The 17127-nt window shown below is 69.2% G+C and carries 18 protein-coding genes; 13 read left to right on the forward strand and 5 right to left on the reverse strand.

Features of this window, described 5'->3' with window-relative positions:
• Window positions 1-2 precede the first annotated feature (2 nt).
• Both AC3ANJ_RS18200 and AC3ANJ_RS18205 read right to left on the reverse strand, forming a co-directional pair.
• Entirely contained in the window at window positions 3-566 is a 564-nt protein-coding gene (locus AC3ANJ_RS18200) for a Dps family protein (RefSeq protein ID WP_488317539.1), read from the reverse strand.
• A gap of 74 nt (window positions 567-640) precedes the next feature.
• The gene (locus AC3ANJ_RS18205) at window positions 641-1417 is read right to left on the reverse strand and encodes an alpha/beta fold hydrolase (RefSeq protein ID WP_488317540.1); all 777 of its coding nucleotides are present in this window, start codon (window positions 1415-1417) and stop codon (window positions 641-643) included.
• A 130-nt stretch (window positions 1418-1547) separates the two neighbouring features.
• Between AC3ANJ_RS18205 and AC3ANJ_RS18210 the strand changes: the two genes are divergently transcribed.
• The 7 genes from AC3ANJ_RS18210 (at window position 1548) to AC3ANJ_RS18240 (ending at window position 9336) form a co-directional block, all read left to right on the forward strand.
• Window positions 1548-2279 (forward strand): GntR family transcriptional regulator, encoded by a 732-nt coding sequence (locus AC3ANJ_RS18210; protein ID WP_488317541.1) that lies wholly within the window; start codon window positions 1548-1550, stop codon window positions 2277-2279.
• Window positions 2276-3994, forward strand: coding sequence for an allophanate hydrolase (gene atzF / locus AC3ANJ_RS18215; protein WP_488317542.1), 1719 nt, complete (start codon window positions 2276-2278; stop codon window positions 3992-3994). The genes AC3ANJ_RS18210 and atzF overlap by 4 nt, the downstream gene beginning before the upstream one ends.
• A 33-nt stretch (window positions 3995-4027) precedes the next feature.
• Window positions 4028-4999: an ABC transporter substrate-binding protein gene (locus AC3ANJ_RS18220; RefSeq protein ID WP_488317543.1), complete on the forward strand. Its 972-nt coding sequence runs from the start codon at window positions 4028-4030 to the stop codon at window positions 4997-4999.
• A gap of 20 nt (window positions 5000-5019) precedes the next feature.
• Window positions 5020-5913, forward strand: coding sequence for an ABC transporter permease (locus tag AC3ANJ_RS18225; protein ID WP_488317544.1), 894 nt, complete (start codon window positions 5020-5022; stop codon window positions 5911-5913).
• A gap of 13 nt (window positions 5914-5926) precedes the next feature.
• Complete coding sequence (locus tag AC3ANJ_RS18230; RefSeq protein WP_488317545.1) at window positions 5927-6730, forward strand: ABC transporter ATP-binding protein; 804 nt, start codon at window positions 5927-5929, stop codon at window positions 6728-6730.
• A gap of 87 nt (window positions 6731-6817) precedes the next feature.
• On the forward strand, window positions 6818-8170 hold the full coding sequence (locus AC3ANJ_RS18235; protein WP_488317546.1) for an HNH endonuclease: 1353 nt from the start codon (window positions 6818-6820) through the stop codon (window positions 8168-8170).
• 179 nt (window positions 8171-8349) lie between these two features.
• A complete protein-coding gene (locus tag AC3ANJ_RS18240) occupies window positions 8350-9336 on the forward strand; it encodes an aldo/keto reductase (RefSeq protein ID WP_488317547.1) in 987 nt (328 codons plus the stop codon).
• A 2-nt stretch (window positions 9337-9338) separates the two neighbouring features.
• On the opposite strand, the gene AC3ANJ_RS18245 is transcribed toward AC3ANJ_RS18240, so the two are convergent.
• Entirely contained in the window at window positions 9339-10514 is a 1176-nt protein-coding gene (locus AC3ANJ_RS18245) for a MalY/PatB family protein (RefSeq protein WP_488317548.1), read from the reverse strand.
• Window positions 10515-10662: 148 nt separating this feature from the next.
• Between AC3ANJ_RS18245 and AC3ANJ_RS18250 the strand changes: the two genes are divergently transcribed.
• The 5 genes from AC3ANJ_RS18250 to AC3ANJ_RS18270 all read left to right on the forward strand — a co-directional run bounded on the left by AC3ANJ_RS18250 (window position 10663) and on the right by AC3ANJ_RS18270 (window position 14710).
• Entirely contained in the window at window positions 10663-10827 is a 165-nt protein-coding gene (locus AC3ANJ_RS18250) for a hypothetical protein (protein WP_264156427.1), read from the forward strand.
• Window positions 10828-10984: 157 nt separating this feature from the next.
• On the forward strand, window positions 10985-11896 hold the full coding sequence (locus AC3ANJ_RS18255; protein ID WP_488317549.1) for an ABC transporter ATP-binding protein: 912 nt from the start codon (window positions 10985-10987) through the stop codon (window positions 11894-11896).
• Window positions 11893-12714, forward strand: a complete 822-nt coding sequence (locus AC3ANJ_RS18260) for an ABC transporter permease subunit (RefSeq protein WP_488317550.1) — start codon at window positions 11893-11895, stop codon at window positions 12712-12714. The genes AC3ANJ_RS18255 and AC3ANJ_RS18260 overlap by 4 nt, the downstream gene beginning before the upstream one ends.
• A 50-nt stretch (window positions 12715-12764) precedes the next feature.
• Window positions 12765-14057 carry a sensor histidine kinase gene (locus AC3ANJ_RS18265; RefSeq protein ID WP_488319316.1) on the forward strand — a complete coding sequence of 431 codons (1293 nt, stop codon included), beginning with the start codon at window positions 12765-12767 and terminating at the stop codon, window positions 14055-14057.
• Complete coding sequence (locus AC3ANJ_RS18270; protein ID WP_488317551.1) at window positions 14054-14710, forward strand: response regulator transcription factor; 657 nt, start codon at window positions 14054-14056, stop codon at window positions 14708-14710. Before AC3ANJ_RS18265 ends, AC3ANJ_RS18270 begins: the two co-directional genes overlap by 4 nt.
• Before the next feature lie 10 nt (window positions 14711-14720).
• On the opposite strand, the gene AC3ANJ_RS18275 is transcribed toward AC3ANJ_RS18270, so the two are convergent.
• Together AC3ANJ_RS18275 and AC3ANJ_RS18280 are read right to left on the reverse strand one after the other, a co-directional pair.
• Window positions 14721-15401, reverse strand: a complete 681-nt coding sequence (locus AC3ANJ_RS18275; protein ID WP_488317552.1) for a FadR/GntR family transcriptional regulator — start codon at window positions 15399-15401, stop codon at window positions 14721-14723.
• Between the two features lie 5 nt (window positions 15402-15406).
• Window positions 15407-16690 (reverse strand): serine hydrolase domain-containing protein, encoded by a 1284-nt coding sequence (locus tag AC3ANJ_RS18280; protein WP_488317553.1) that lies wholly within the window; start codon window positions 16688-16690, stop codon window positions 15407-15409.
• A gap of 93 nt (window positions 16691-16783) precedes the next feature.
• Between AC3ANJ_RS18280 and AC3ANJ_RS18285 the strand changes: the two genes are divergently transcribed.
• Entirely contained in the window at window positions 16784-17101 is a 318-nt protein-coding gene (locus AC3ANJ_RS18285) for a DUF2470 domain-containing protein (protein ID WP_488317554.1), read from the forward strand.
• Window positions 17102-17127: the final 26 nt, after the last annotated feature.

Below are 17127 nucleotides of genomic sequence, written 5' to 3' on the forward strand. Positions count from 1 at the left end.
GCTCAGCGCCCTGCCGGCGTGCGGTTCTCCGCGCTCACCATCCACGCGAACTGCTCCATCTTCTCGATGATCGCGTGCAGGATGTCAGCGCTGGTCGGGTCCTCCTCGTCCACGCCGTCGTGCACCTCGCGCATCGTGCCCACGACCGCCTCGAGCCGCTCGGTGATGAGATCGACGGTCTCGCTCGTATCGACCTCGCCCTGCGGATACTCCGGCAGCGTCGTGCTCGACGCGACCGTGTCGCTGCGCCCATCGGGCACGGCGTGCAGCGCGCGCATGCGTTCGGCGACCGTGTCACTGAACTCGCGCGCCGCCTCGATGATCTCGTCGAGCTGACGATGCGTGTCGCGGAAGTTCCTCCCCACGACGTTCCAATGCGCCTGCTTGCCCTGCATCGCCAGTTCCAGCAGATCGACGAGCACGGCCTGCAGGTGCGCGCTCAGCTCCGGCGATGCCACGAAGCCCTTCTCGGCATTCTGTCGACGCGTGCGCTTCTCTCCGCTCCCGCCGCGTGCAGTGCGGGAGCCGGATGCTTTGGTGGAGGATGTCTTCGTCGTTGCCATCATGCGGCGACCGTAACGCGGCTCGATCTCCGGCCCGAGGGGCTTGACAGCGACAGCGCCTCCGTTCCAGAGGCGGCTCAGGTGAGGCGAGCGGCGACGATGCGTGCGGTCGCCTCCGGGTCCATCCGATGGCTGATCGACTCGGGAACCTCCACGAACTCGGCATCCGGCATCGCGCCGGCCAGGCGGGAAGCGGCGGCGACGAGGAGCGGCATCGTCTCGGATCCGCGCAGGATCGTCACCGGCATCCGCACGCCGAGCATGGCCGCCGTCGGCGTCGACACGCGCTGGGTCACGAGAGTGTCGTAGACGGTGGAGCGCCCGAGCCGCGCGACCTGCTCGAACGCCGGCGACGCGCGGAACTGCTCGATGAAGGCGTCGGGCAGCCCGACTCCCTCCCGTTGGAACAGGACCACCGCATCGCCCGGTCGGCCCTCGTCGACCAGCGCCTGCAGGCGGTCGGCCAGATCGGATGCCGGGTCGCCCTCACCGAATCGAAACGGCGGCTCGGAGAGGAACAGGCGGGAGATCGGGACGCCCTCTCCTGCGGCATACAGCGCGAGCACCGCTCCGGAGGAGTGTCCGATCACGGCGGCGTCGGAACCGGATGCCGCGATCACCGCCGCCAGGTCCTCGACCTCGCGCTCGGGCGCTGCCGGCGAAGCGTCGCCCGAGTCACCCCGTGCCCGCCGATCGTAGGTGACAGCGCGCAGCCCGACATCCGCGAAGGCCTGGGCGATCGCGCCGGCATCGCGCGCCGTGGAAAGCGCGCCGTTGACGATCACGACGGTGGGGCCGTCGCCGACCGCGTGCGTGGCGATGGGCGTTCGGTCTGCAGAGGTGACGATCTCCATGGCGCATACGCTAGCGCCGGGTGCCGACATCGCGTCAAGGCATCGCGCTGTAACAAACCGCGTCATCCGTTACACCGGGGCGATATCGCGTACACGCGGTCGAAACATGTGTCCAACACGCTGTCCAGCAATGGATACATCATTGGCCACACCGCACGAGGCCGGCACCTCACGCCGTCGGCCGGCCCGGGTGCGCATCTACGAAGAGCTCCGCGCCGAACTGCTCACGGCGACCCATTCGCCGTTCCACCGGTTCACGGAGGAGAACATCGCCGACCGGTTCGTCGTGTCGCGCACGCCTGTTCGCGATGCGCTGGCCCGCCTCGAGGCCGACGGCCTGCTGGTCAAGCGGGACGGTGCGCTGTACAGATACATGCCGACGCTCGAAGAATTCACCGAGCTGTACGAGCTGCGGATCCTGCTCGAATCCCACGGCCTGGAACGCGCGATCGGCGATCCGACCATCCGTCACGAGGTTCCGACGCTGACGCAGGAGCAAGCACTGTGGCAGAGCCGCCTCGACGCCGGGGTATCGCCCGACCCCGGCTTCGTCGACGCCGACGAGCAGTTCCACGTCTCGCTCCTGCGCGCGGCCGGCAACGGCGAACTCGTGACCGCCCTCGAGCGGGTCAATCGGAGGATCCGGCCGATCCGCATGCACGACTACCTCACCCAGGACCGGGTCGACGCCACGATCGGCGAGCACCTCGAGATCCTCGACCTGGTCCTTCGCGGTCGGCTTCACGAGGCCCGCGACTACCTCCGCACGCACGTCGGCCAATCGCAGTCGATCGTCGAGGCACGGGCGGCACGCGCCATGCAGATCTCCCACATGAATCACAGAACGGACCAGCACGCATGATCGCTCTCGCTTCACACGAATCCCTCTCCGCCGACATCGCGACGCTCTTCGCCGCGATCCGCGAGGCGCCCGCGTCGATCTGGATCAGCCTGCGCACGCCGGAGGAGGTCACGGCGGATGCCGAGGCGATCCGGCAGCGGCTGCTCGCCGGAGAGCAGCTTCCCCTCGCCGGCACGACGTTCGCCGTCAAGGACAACATCGACGTCTCGGGTTTCACGACGACTGCCGGCCACCCCGCATTCCGACGACGGCCGGAGCGCAGCGCGGTCGTCGTCGAGCGCCTGCTGAGTGCCGGCGCCCTCCTCGTCGGCAAGACCAACATGGACCAGTTCGCCACCGGGCTCGTGGGGACCCGCAGCCCGTACGGCGTCGTCACGAGCGCACTCGACCCGCAGCGCGTCGCCGGCGGATCGAGCTCGGGATCCGGTGCATCCGTCGGACTCGGGCTCGTCGACTTCTCGCTCGGCACGGACACGGCGGGGTCGGGCCGTGTTCCGGCGGCCTTCAACGGCATCCTCGGTGTCAAGCCGACGCTCGGACTGCTCCCCCTCGACGGCGTCGTCCCCGCCTCGCCGTCGTACGACACCGTCTCGGTGTTCGCTCGCGCGACGGACACGGCGGCACTCGTGATGGATGCCGTCGTCGGAGTCTCGACGACTGACCCCAAGAGCCGGGGCTGGGCCGTGGATGCTCCACTCGCCGCCCCCGCCCTCCCGGTCATCGCCGTCCCGCGCGAAGACGATCTGGTCGCACTCGCCCCCGGAGCACGCGAGGCCTTCGACACGGCCGTCGCACGCCTGGCCGACCTCGGTGCGGAGTTCCGGACGATCGACCTTCGCCCGTTCCTCGCGACCGCTCAACTGCTCTACGGCGGCGGGCTGGTCAGCGAGCGCGCCTGGTCGTACGGGGCCTTCCTGGAGGCGCATCCCGATGGCGCCGACCCCGCGGTCGCCGCCATCGCCGGGCGCGCCATGTCAACCACCGGTGTCGCCGTGATCGACGCGCAGCAGGCGGTCGACGCGGCGAAGCTTCAGACGCGCCAGGCTCTCGCCGGGATGGATGCACTGCTGATCCCGACGGCACCCGTGCACCCCACGGTCGCGGAAGTGGCCGAGGACCCTCTCGGCGTGAACAGCCGCGTCGGGACGTTCACGAACTTCGTCAACCTGCTCGATATGGCAGCCGTCGCCGTGCCCGTCTCGACGTCGACGGAAGGCGGGTACGGGGTATCCGTCGTCGTACCGGCGTTCCACGATCAAGTCGCACTCGACCTCGCATCCCGCCTCGTCGGCGATCCGGAGGAGGAGGCGACCCTGGCGATCCCCGGAATCGACCTCGCGGTCTTCGGCGCCCATCTGCGCGGTGAACCTCTGAATGCGCAGCTGCAATCGCTGGGTGCGCGCTTCGTCCGCGACATCCGCACACAGGACACCTTCCGCATGCTGCTCGTCGAGGGCGAGATCGACCGCCCTGCGGTGATCCGTGCCGAGGACGGAGCCGAGCTCCCCGGCGAGCTCTGGCGCCTCTCCCCTCTCGCCGTATCCCGGCTGCTGCGCAGTATCAGCGCCCCGCTCGCGCTCGGAGAGATCGAGCTCGCCGACGGAAGCAGCGTCCTCGGTTTCACCGCATCCGTCGACCGCACCGAACGTGACATCACCGGATTCGGCGGCTGGCGCGCATTCCGCGCGGCATCCTCCCAGCCCGCCGTCGTCTGACCCCATCCCCCGCCCGGAGAACCTGGAGACCCCATGACCTTCCGCACCCCCGCCCTCATCGCCACCACCGCCGCCGCCCTCCTCGCCACCGCCACCCTGACCGGCTGCACCACAGCGTCATCCGCCGAATCCGACGACGCCGGCACCACCGTCACGATCGGCACGCTGCGCGCACAGCCGCATCTGTTCAGCCCGTTCTTCTACGAGGAGTTCGCACCGGAGGGCGTCGATTTCGAGATCGTGCTCTTCGACACCTCGAGCGACATCAAGAACGCGATCGTGTCGGGTTCCGTCGACTTCGGCGTGACCGGCGCGGCATCCGTGATCGCCGGCGTCGCCGAGAAGCAGGACGTCCGCATCGTCGCCGCGGCCGCCGACGGCGGCACACGGATCGTGGCGACGGAGGACATCACGTCCCCCGAGGATCTCGTCGGGACGAGCATCGGCTTCCCGATGGGAGCCACGCAGGAGATCCTGCTCAAGCGCACGCTCGAGTCGCAGGGCATCGACCCCGCCTCCGACGTCGAACTCGTCAACCTGCCGTTCGCCGATCTCGCCGGCGCCTTCTCGTCCGGCCAGATCGACGCGTTCATCTCGGCGGAGGTCGGCCCGTCGATCGCGATCGAGGGCGGCGGACACGAGCTGATGTCGGCGTACGACACCTCCATCGGCCGGACCAACATCGTCCTGGCCACGAGCAACTCGATGATCGCCGACGACCCCGACCTGGTTCAGGAGGTGGTGGACACGCACATCGCCGCCGTGGATCACATGGCGGCGGACACCGACGCCTGGGCCGAAGGGCTCGTCGACGAGTTCGCCCTGGACCCGGATGTGACCGCCACCGCGATCGAGAACATCTGGCCGACGTGGGATCTCACCGACGACTACCTGAGCACGCTGCAGGCCATGGGCGACGAGATGCTCGAGTTCGATCAGGTCTCCTCCGCCGTCGATGCCGAGCTGCTCACCGATGACTCCTTCGTCTCGTCGGCGCGGGAATGAGACCTCGAGGAGATGAGACCATGACCATGACCACGACCGTCGAGACCTCGCCCGACCGCGCTGACGCTCCCGTCGTCGCCCCGACCCGACCCGCTCGCTCGTCGACCGGGCGGCACCGACTCCCCCTCGGCTGGATGATCGCTCTGCCGGTGCCGATCCTCATCCTCATCGGCTGGCATCTGGGCGTGCAGTACGGCTGGACGCTCCCGTTCGACATCAAGATGACGTTCCTGCCGACGCCGGGAGAGGTCGCCCTGCGCGGCGTCGATCTGGCCGTCGGCGGCGTCTACGACGACTCGTTCAGCGGCACCCTGTGGGAGCATCTCGCGGCTTCGACCCTGCGCGTCCTCCAGGGATTCGCGCTGGCCGTGGCCGTGGCAGTGCCGCTGGGCGTCCTCATGGGCCGCTCCCAGCTGCTGTTCCGGATGCTGGAGCCCACCGTGAACCTCGTCCGCCCGATCCCCGTGACCGCCTGGGCACCGCTCACCCTGCTGATCATCGGCTTCGGAGACCGCTCGACGGTGTTCCTCGTGTTCATCGCCGCCGTTTTCCCGATCCTGCTGAACACCATCAGCGGAGTGCACCAGGTTCCAGGGCGCCTCCTCGAAGCTGCCGCCATGCTGGGCACCCCGAAGCTCCAGTCCCTGTACAAGGTGGTGATCCCCGCCGCGGCACCGCAGATCATCAGCGGGATGCGCATCGCCATGGGGCTCGGCTGGGTCATCCTCGTCGTCGGCGAGACCGTCGGCATCAGCACGGGACTCGGCGCTCTCATCACACAGGCGCGCGAGCAATCGCGCACCGATCTCATCATCGTGGGCATGATCGTCATCGGTCTGGCCGGCTTCATCGCCGACCGGCTGCTCACCCTCATCTTCTCGGTCGCCTTCGGGCGTCGACCGATCCAGAAGTGACAAGGAGCACAGCATGAGCGTTCACGAACAGCACGCAGCGGACATCGTGATGACCGGCGTGAGCAAGAGCTATCCCGGTGCGTCGATCGCCGCCGTCGAGGATGTCGACATCACGATCCGAGCCGGCGAGGTCGTCTGCATCGTCGGCGCATCAGGATGCGGCAAATCGACGCTTCTGCGCATGGTCGCCGGATTCGAGACCATCAGCGGCGGTTCCCTCCGCGTCGCCGGTGTGGAAGTGACGGGCCCCGGTCCCGACCGTGGTGTCGTCTTCCAGGACTACGGGCTGTTCCCCTGGCTCACGGTCTGCGAGAACATCGAATACGGTCCACGCCAAGCCCGGCTGCCGCGGACGATCGTGAAGGAACGTGCGACGCAGGCACTGGACTCGGTCGGCCTGACTCGTGTCGCCTCGTCCTTCCCCCACCAGTTGTCCGGAGGCATGCAGCAGCGCGTGGCCATCGCGCGGCTGTTGGCGAACACGCCATCGGTCATGCTGATGGACGAGCCGTTCGGGGCCCTCGACGCGCTCACCCGGACCGAGATGCAGCACGAACTGCAGCGGATCCAGCGGGATGCCGGCATCACCGTACTGTTCGTCACGCACAGCATCGAGGAGGCGGTCTACCTCGGAGATCGCGTGATGGTCATGGCCGGCGGTACGGCGCACGGCATCTCAGGGCATGTGCGCGAGGTCGTCACGGTGGATCTGCCCGCGGATCGCGACGTGAACTCTCCCGAGTTCAACGAGATCGAGCGTCACATCGACGCGCTCGTGCACGCCGGCAACGCACGCCGGCTCGCCCCCGCGGGCTGACCAGGCGTCCGGCACCCACGCCCGAGTTTCGAATATTTCTTTCGAACATCTCTTCCCTTTTGGGTGTGGTCGGGGTAGCGTGGGGGTATGTCGACGGCGACGCATCTGGATCCTCTGCACGAGGCGGTCTCCCGCCTCGACGCGGTGTGGGCGGATGCCGGGGACGCGACGGATCTGGACCGGGCGGGCCTGGTCGCGGCGAACGCGGAACTCGGGGTGCTGCACCGGCTCGTGGACGGCCTGGAGGCCGAGGTCGCGGCGCGGATCGCATACGAGTCCCGGCCCGAACTCGGTGCCGAGTCACTCGCGAAGGAGCAGGGGTTCCGCACCGCCGGCCAGTTCGTCGCGACCGTGACCGGACGCTCATCGGGTGAGGCTTCCCGGTTGGTGAAGGTCGGGGAAGCCACCGCTCCCCGCAGTGATCTGCTCGGGGCCAGGTTGCCGGCGAAGTACCCGGCCGTGCAGGCCGCCCTGGCCTGTGGGCGGATCGGTGCCCCGGTGGCCGGGTTGATCATCGGGCTGCTGGACCGGGTGCGGGTGAAGATCTCCGCGGAACGGGTGACCGAAGCGGAGGCCCTGCTGGCGGAGAAAGCGGCCGGGTTGTCGTTGGACGAGGTCCGCAAGCTCCTCACCCACGCCGAAGCACACCTGGACCCGGACGGCGTGTTGCCGCGGGAGGAGGCCGCACGGGCGCAGAACAGGCTGGTCATGTTCGAACGCGACGGACGGTTCCACATCGACGCCGACGTCGATGTCGCCACCGGCGCACCGATCAAGACCGCGATCGAAGGGCATGTCACCGCGGTCCTCAACGCCCGCGCGAACGCCCTCGACCCCGACGCCCCCGACACCGACCGGCGCACGGTCGGACAGCTGCAGGCGGATGCTCTCGCCGACCTCGCCGCCCACGCGCTCGGGTGCGACACCAACGCCCCCGCCCTGGCGGGTGCGACCGTGATCGTCCGGGTCGGACTCGACGACCTCACCACCGGGACCGGACACGCGACCATCGACGGCATCGACCAGCCCATCAGCATCGGGACCGCCCGGCGGATGGCCGCATCCGGGAGCGTCATTCCCTACGTCCTCGGGACGGACAGTGAGATCCTCGACTGGGGCAGGGAGAAACGCTTCTTCACGAAAGCGCAACGCCTCGCCCTGGTGCTCCGAGACGGCGGATGCGCGGGATGCACGCTCCCACCCTCGATGACCCGCGCCCATCACATCGACTGGTGGCAACGCGACCAAGGACGCACCGACCTCAACCGCGGGGTCCTGCTCTGCGACAACTGCCACCACCGCGTCCACGACAACGGATGGGAAATCAGAATCGAAGGCACCGGTGTCACCGCGAAAGTCTGGTTCATCCCCCCACCCAGCGTCGACCCCACCCGCACCCCACGCCTCGGCGGCACCCACCGCTACAACCTCGCCGCCTGACACCCGGGCGCCCTCACGCGGGATACCTGGCGATCATCGACTACCGTGAGAATCTCGCCCACACGAGGACGACGGGCGCCACTCTCTTCTTCGTCGACTGACCTCCACGAGAGGTGTACTGACAGGCCTCCCTCGCGGCATCCGCTCGGCCTACGCTGGCCTCGACGGAAGGAACCACCATGCACACCCGCACTCTCGGTCAGGGTCTCGAGGTCTCCGCGATCGGACTCGGCGCCATGGGCATGTCCCAGAGCTACGGCCCCAACCCGGGCGATCGGCAGGAGATGATCGACGTCCTGCGCTACGCGGTCGATCACGGCGTCACGTTCATCGACACCGCAGAGGTCTACGGGCCGTACGACAACGAAGAGCTCGTGGGAGAGGCGCTGCGTCCCATCCGGAATCGCGTCACGATCGCGACGAAGTTCGGCTTCGACATCGTCGACGGTGCATCCGTCGGCGTCGATTCCCGTCCCGAACGCATCCGCGCCGCCGCGGAGGGATCGCTGCAGCGCCTCGGCATCGAGACGATCGACCTGCTGTACCAGCACCGCGTCGACCCTGACGTTCCCATCGAGGACGTCGCGGGCACCGTGGGCGAGCTGATCGCCGAGGGCAAGGCACGCCATTTCGGTCTCTCCAAGGCGGCGGCAGCGACGATCCGTCGAGCGCACGCCGTGCACCCGGTGACGGCGGTCCAGAGCGAGTACTCGCTGTGGACCAGGGATCCGGAGCCGGAGGTCCTGCCGACCTGCGCCGAACTCGGCATCGGATTCGTCCCCTTCAGCCCGCTGGGCAAGGGCTTCCTCACCGGAACCGTGACCGCCGACAGCACGTTCGGCTCCGATGAGATCCGCGCGCGCATCCCTCGATTCGAAGCGGAGAACCTCGCCGCCAACCTCCGGCTCGTCGAGCACGTCAAGACGCTCGCCGCTGCGCGACGAACGACTCCGGGCCAGATCGCCCTCGCCTGGCTGCTCGCGCAGCATCCCTTCATCGTGCCGATCCCCGGCACGCGTCGCCGCGAGCGCATCGACGAGAACGCCGCCGCCACGACGGTCGCCCTCTCAGCCGACGACATCGCAGACCTGGATGCTCTCGTCGGGCGCTTCGGCGTCGCCGGCGACCGCTACAACGCGGCGGGGATGCAGGCCGTCGGACGCTGAGATCAGGCGACCCGCTCGGCCGCCTCCACCAGCGCCCGCTTGATCCGCTCGATCGCCTCGACCATGACCGGCCGCGGCGTGGCGAACACGAAACGCGTGTACCCGATCGCCGCCTCGCCGCATGCGGACCCGTCGGTCATGGCGACGCCGGCGTGCTCGCGGAACCAGGCGCCGAGATCTCCGGTCAGTCCGGTCTCACGGAAGTCGAGCAGCGCGATGTACGTGCCCTCCGGCACCACGACGCTGACACCAGGGATCTCGTCGACCAGCTCGGCCAGCAGCCGCCGGTTGCCGTCGAGGTACTCCACCACGTCGTCGAGCCAGGGCTCTCCCCCGGTGTAGGCGGCGATGTTCGCGATGACTCCGATCGTCGCCGTGCCGTGGCCTGCCCAGCCGCCGTCCTCCTCCCACAGCCGCTCGGTCTCCTCGTTCGAGAAGATCAGCTGCGCGCACTTGAACCCGGCGAGGTTGAACGCCTTCGACGCGGATGCCGCGGTCAGCGTGTGCGCGGCCGCCGCATCCGACACCGACGCATACGGGATGTGCGCGCCGGGGGCGAACACGAGCGGTGCGTGGATCTCGTCGCTGAAGACCCGCCCGCCCGCGGCATCCACCGTGGCGGAGATCTCGAGCAGCTCGTCACGGGTGGCGACCGTGCCGAGCGGGTTGTGCGGATTGCAGAGCACGAGCAGCTCGCCGCCGTCCGCGAACGCCGCCGTCACCCCTGCATGGTCCATGACCCAGCGCCCGTCAACGAGGATGCTCGGGACCTCGATGACGCGACGGCCGAGGCGGCCGGGTACCGTCAGGAACGGCATGTAGGCAGGCGTCGGGACGATGACGGCAGCCCCAGGCGACGTGTACGAGGTGATGGCGAACTCGAACGCCGCGATCACGTCCGGCACGGCCCGCACGCGTTCGGCCGGGACGTCCCAGCCGTACTTCTCGGAGTACCAGGATGCCGTGGCCTCGGCGAGCTGCGTCGTCAGCCGCGTCGGCAGGTAGCCGGTGAGCCCGGCCTCCAGCGATGCGTCGATCGCCTGGGTGATCGCCGGAGCGACACCGAAGTCCATCTCGGCGACGAACGCGCCGATCGTGTCGGGAAACGCCGTCCACTTCACGCTGCCGGCCTGCCAGAGATCGTCCGCGGTGATCGCGTCGAACGGATGCGCTGCCATGTCTCTCCTCTGAAGTCGTCCTTCCATTCTCCCTGTCCTGGCAACGCACGGGCGCGGCTACCACCGCGCAGGAGCGCGCGTCAACCCTCCTTGCCGATCGGCCTCGAGGCGGCATGATCGTTTCACAACCCGAGCGAAGGAGTCGTTCATGAACATCGCATTGGTGCTGATCATCGTCATCGCCGTCATCCTCGCCATCGTCGGCGGCCTGAACACCGCATTGAACTGGCTGCTGTGGGTGGCGCTGATCGTCGGCGTCATCGCTCTGATCGCGTTCCTGTTCCGTGTGATCGGCGGTCGCAACAGAGTCTGATATCCGGGAGCGCACTTGTTGCGCACCGGTGAAGGGGGCCGCGACGGGGAACCGGCGCGGCCTCTTTCGGTCATGGTCCTGCAGTGCCGACCGGTCGCCCACGAACGGTACCGCAGGAGGACGCGCGCCCACGCCGGCCTTCCGTAGCGTCGAGGACATGATCACAGCAGAAGGCCTCACGAAGAGATTCGGCGACAAGACGGCCGTCGAGGATGTGTCGTTCACGATCCGCCCCGGCGCGGTCACCGGCTTCCTCGGCCCCAACGGCGCCGGCAAGTCCACCACCATGCGCATGATCGTCGGGCTGGACCGGCCGACGGCCGGGCGCACGACGATCGACGGCGTCGAGTACCGTCGCCTGTCCGCCCCGCTGACCGCGGTCGGCGTCCTGCTGGACGCCAAGGCCGTGCACACCGGGCGGACCGCGCGCAATCATCTGCGCGCCATGGCCGCGACCCACGGCATCGGATCCTCCCGCGTCGACGAGGTGATCGAACTGGCCGGCCTCACCCCCGTGGCACGCAAGCGCGCCGGGAAGTTCTCCCTCGGCATGGGCCAGCGCCTGGGCATCGCCTCCGCACTGCTGGGCGACCCGCACACCCTCATCCTCGACGAGCCCGTCAACGGACTCGACCCGGAGGGGGTCCGGTGGGTGCGCCAGTTCGTGCGGCACGCGGCATCCGAAGGCCGAACCGTGCTGCTGTCCAGCCACCTCATGAGCGAGATGGCACAGACCGCCGACCACGTCATCGTGATGGGTCGGGGCCGGGTCCTGGCCGATGCCTCGCTGGATGACCTCGTGCGGGCCTGGACGGCCAACACGGTCCGCGTGCGCACACCGCGAGCCGCTGCGCTGGCCGAGGCCGTCTCGCACGCCGACGTCGAGATCGTCAGCACCGAACCGGACCTCCTCGAGATCGTCGGGCTTCCGGCATCCCGCATCGGGGACATCGCCGCCGACCGCGGCATCCCGCTGCACGAACTCACCCCCACGACGGGATCGCTCGAGGACGCCTACCTGGCGCTCACCGGCGATGCGGTCGAGTACCGGACCAAGGAGATCGCATGAGCACCCTGACCGCTTCCGCCGCCGAGACGCGCACGGCATCGCCGTACGGCCTGTCCTTCGGTCATGCTCTGCGCAGCGAATGGATCAAGATCGCCACGCTGCGCTCCACCTGGTGGTCGATCGGCATCACCGCCCTGCTGACCGTCGGGATCGCCACGCTGATCGCTTCGACGGTCAGTGCCGCAGACCAGTTCCCCATGATCCAGGCCGTCGTCTCACCGATCCAGTTCACGATGCTGCTCGCCGGCATCCTGGGCGCGATCGCGGTGACCGGTGAGTACTCCACAGGGATGATCCGCTCCACTCTCGCCGCCGTACCGGTGCGCGGCATGGTGCTGGCGGCGAAGGCCGTCGTGCTCGGCGCGCTGCTGTTCGTCGCGTCGCTGGTGATCTTCTTCGCCGCGGCTCTCGTCATCACCCCGATCGCGGAGTCGAAGGGTCTGGGTCTCGATTGGGCCGACTTCGACGTCACCATCCGACCGATCCTGCTCGCCTCCGCGGCGATGGCGGTGTTCGCTCTGATCGGCGTCGCCTTCGGGTTCATCCTGCGCTCCGGCGCCGGCGCGATCGCGGCGACCGTCGGGTTGCTGTTCGTGCTGCCGATCATCTCGATGACGTTCAACATGGCCGGGGACGCCTGGCAGTGGATCGCGGAGGCCTCGCGCTACCTGCCGATGTCCGCCGCGCAGTACGCCATCAACCCCGTGCCTGAGGGAGTCGACGGTCTCTCCCCCGAGGTCGCGTATCTCACGCTGGCCGGATGGGTCGTCGCCGGGATGCTGGGAGCGTGGGCAGTACTGCGCACCCGCGACGCGTGAGAGCACGCCACCGGGAATCATCGACGCGTAGAGTCGAGCCCGTGTCGAGCATGAGCGATCGCAGCTCCTCCGCCGGCAGCACTCCCGAAAGGGATGCCGCGGCGGAGGAGCTGCGTCTGCCGCGTCCACCGGGCATGATCAGGCGGTTCTGGGCGCGGCATCCGCTCTTCGCCGACATCCTGATCGCGCTGGTCTGCCTCCTGCTGTCCGCGGGCTCGGCGACGGTCTACACGACGGCCCGCATCGCGCCGGACGGCAGCCTCATCCCCGCCGAACCCGCACCACTGGCCGCCGGCATCGGCATCTCGGTCCTGGTCCTGGCCACCTGCATCCTGCTGATGCTGCGTCGGCGCCGCTGGCCGACGACGGTGCTCGTCGCGTCGTACATCGTGGCGGCCGCATACATGTTCCTGCTCGAACCGGCCGGCGGGCCTCTGCTGCTCGTCGCGAGCTACGGCATGGCCGTCTACCGCTCGTCGCGCGCCGCCTGGATCGCCTTCGGCATCGGGATCGGCAGCCTGACGCTCCTCACGCTGCTGCACCTCTCCGGCGTCTTCACGCTCCAGGCGGCGGTGAACGGAGTACTCGGCCAACTCGTGCTCGCTCTCATCGGCACGCTGATCGGCACGAACGTCGGCGGGCGGAAGCGCTACGTCGAAGCCATCATCGATCGCTCCCGTCAGCTGCTGAACGAGCGCGATCAGCAGGGGCAGATCGCCGCAGCCGCCGAACGCGCCCGCATCGCCCGTGAGATGCACGACGTCGTCTCGCACTCGCTGACGGTCATCGTCGCGCTGTCCGAGGGCGCGGCGGCGACAGCGGATCGCGATCGCGCCAGGGATGCCTCGGTCGCCGCAGCCGCGACCGCACGCGGCGCATTGACCGAGATGCGCTCGATGCTGGGTGTGCTGCGCGACGGGGACTCCGATGCTCCGCTCACCCCCACCGCCCCCGTGGATCCTCGGACCACCGTCGCGGCCGCGCAGCGCGCCGGCTATCCCGTGAGGCTCTCCGTCTCGGGTGACGCCCGCGTCGCCGAAGCGATCGAGTTCGCCATCGGCCGGGTCGTGCAGGAGGGCGTCACGAACGCCATGCGCCATGCGCCGCAGGCGACAGCCGTGTCGGTGCGCATCGACAGGGCGGCCGACCCGGTCGTGGTCGAGATCGTCAACGACGGAGCAGGAGCGGACGCCACGCCGGATGCCGGTGGCTTCGGCATCCGAGGACTCGCCGAACGCGCAGCGCATCTCGGTGGCACGCTCGACGCCGGCGCGGCGGGCGATGGGCGATGGATGCTGCGGGCGGAGTTCCCGGCCACCGGCACTTCGGAGGAGACCCCATGACCGAGCAGATCCGCATCCTCCTCGTCGACGACCAGGAGCTCATCCGCATCGGGTTCCGGCTCGTCCTGGAGGCCGAAGACGATCTCGTCGTCGTCGGCGAGGCCTCCGACGGCGCCGCCGCGATCGCACGTGCCTCGGCGCTCGCCCCGGACGTCGTCCTCATGGACGTGCGGATGCCGGGGGTCGACGGCATCGCCGCCACCGAGGAGATCGTTCGGGATCATCCGCAGACGCGCGTACTGGTGCTGACCACCTTCGACCTGGACGAGTACGCGTTCGGCGCGATCAAGGCGGGTGCGAGCGGTTTCCTCCTCAAGGACGCGCAGCGTCACGAACTGATCACCGCGGTCCGCGCCGTCCACCGCGGCGATGCGGTGCTCGCGCCGCGAGTGACCCGCCGCCTGCTCGAACACGTGGGTCCGCGTCTCACGAGCACGCCCCCCGAGGACGACCCGACGGCGTCCCTCACCGAGCGGGAGCGCGACGTGTTCGTCCAGATCGCGCTCGGGCTCTCCAACACCGAAATCGCGCAGACGCTCTTCCTCAGCGAGTCCACGGTGAAGACGCATGTCGGCCGGGTGCTGGCGAAGGTCGGCGCCCGCGACCGCGTGCACGCCGTGATCCTCGCCCACCGCCTCGGACTCGTCGACTGACGAGGTCGGGTCAGCCCACGACCACGAGATCGTGATCCAGGTGGACCGCCATGGCGAGAGCGGCGGCCACGGCATCCTGTTCCTCGATCGCACCGAGGATGGCCGCATGGTCCTCGTCGAAGACGCCGAGATCCGCACCGTGCCGGAGCCGCCCGCCACGGACGGCCCCGCGGATCACCGGCATGACGGCGACGTACAGGCCGGCGAGCAGCCGGTTCCCCGAGGCCTCGAACACGAGATGGTGGAAGCTCCCCGGCGTCTCGCCCAGCTCCTTCGCGAACGGCGTGCCGGCGGTGATGCGCAGGTCGCGCTCGCAGACGGCCCTCAGCTGTTCCAGTTGCTCGTCGGTGCGGAGCACGGCGGCCTGCCGCACGGCCTCCATCTCGAGAGCACGGCGATAGACGAGAACCTCGTCGAGGGAGTACTCGGCGAGGTGGTCCGTCACCACGGAGGCGACCGGAGTGCGCGAGCGCACGAAGGTCCCGACGCCGGTGATCGGCTCCAGCATCCCCTGGCTCGCAAGCGCACGGACGGCCTCGCGCACGGTCGACTTGCCGACTCCGATCATCGCCATGAGCTCCGGTTCGCGCGGGATGCGGCTGTTGATGGGCCAGTCGCCGCGCGTGATGCGCGCCTTGAGATAGTTCAGCGTCTCGACGGCCTTGTGCGAGCCGGTCGGGCGATCCGGCATGGTCGTCAGCCGGCGGGGGGAGCCGCGCAGGTGACGGCCGAGGCGATGGTGTCGTGGTACTGCTCCGCGGTGAAGGGGAGTCCGAATTCGGGGGCGGTCTGCCCCTCGGCGGCGGGGACCTTGGACGCGATCGCGGCCAGCTCCCACGCGAGGTACGCCGCAATGCTGCTGCCCGACGCGGAGTTGTTCAGCGTGACGGCGACCGTGAATCCGGTCGCGGGATCCGAGTACGCCGATGTGGCGTAGCCCGCGGTCCAGCCCTGCTGACCGATCATCGATCCGACGAGGAATGCGCCACCCGTCGCCTGGTACCAGGAGGGCGCGCTCGCCGACGCCGGAAGCGGCGCGCCGAAGCGTGCGGGCTCCGCGTCCTCGGCGCGCAGCGCCTGCGCGGCCGTCGCCTGGATGTAGGTGCCGAGGTCCTCGATCGTGGACACGGCGCCGGAATCGGTGAAGCCCATGCTCGCCGACGCGACGCTGACATCGATCGGTGCAGTGCAGTCGTAGCCGCCCTCGACGGCGGGGAGGTGGTTGCCGCGCAGCACTGGACCATCAGATGCCGCGGCCGCCCTCGATCCGGGCAGACGCGTGTGCGTGAGCTCGAGCGGGTCGGTGACGTACTTGTCGATGAGCGCGGACGCGGTCATGCCGGACGCGCGCTCGAGCGCGAGCCCGAGCAGCAGGTATCCGGAGTCGGAATCCCGGTACGCGGTGCGCGGCGTCGATGCCGCCTCACCGAGGCCGAAGGACGCGAGCTCCAGAGGGCTCCACACGCGCTCTGGCGTCGTGAGCCAGGCGTTCTTCAGCTTCCCCTCGGAGGAGCCGATGCCACCCGCACCGTTGCACAGGTCGACCAGAGTGATGTCCTTCAGGTCCGCGACACCGGAGACGTAATCCGGCACTGGCGCGTCGAGCTCGATGAGACCGTCGTCGGCCATGCCGTACAGGACGTCGCAGGTCATCAGGCGCGTGACATCAGCCACCCGGAACGACATGTCGGTGGTGACCTCGGTGTCGTCGCCCTGCGCCTGCGTCCCGGTCGCCGCGACCCATTCTCCGCTCCACGGCACCCACACGCCGACGATGGCACCGGAGGAACCGGATGCCGTGATGGCGTTGTCGACCGCGGCCTGCATCTGCGCCACGGTGTCCTCGGGGAGCGCGCCGTCGACCTGCGGCGGCGGCGTGTACGTCACGTCCGCTTCACCGGAGCAGCCCGCCAGAACGAGCGCGAGCGCCGCGGCTGAGGCTGCTGCTACGCCGATGCGGCGCGACGACAGAAGGTGCATGGATCCACTCCCTGGGTATCTCCAGAGAGTCTAGAGGCCGCATCCTGAAAGACACCCCGGACTCCTCGGCCCGCGCCGTCCTACAGTAGGGCCGTGCCCCACACCTTCGACGCCGACGTGGTCGCAGCCGTCCTGCGCCACATGAACGGCGACCACGCCGATGACAACCTGCTCATCGCCCGCGCGTTCGCCCCGGCGTCCGATTCCCCGATCACGGATGCCGTGATGACCGGGTTCGACGGCGACGCCGGGGTGTGGCGCATCACGCGGGCAGGCGGCACCGACGAGGAGCTGCGCGTACCGTGGCCCGGCGGCGCGATCACCGAGCGCCCTGCCGTGCGGCGCGAGATCGTCGCGCTGTACGACGCTGCCTGCGAGCGCCTCGGGGTCGAACCGAGACCGCACGCCTGAAATCCGCACTTCGCAAGAAGTTAGGT

The sequence above is a fragment of the Microbacterium sp. STRO-1N genome, from assembly GCF_057748015.1.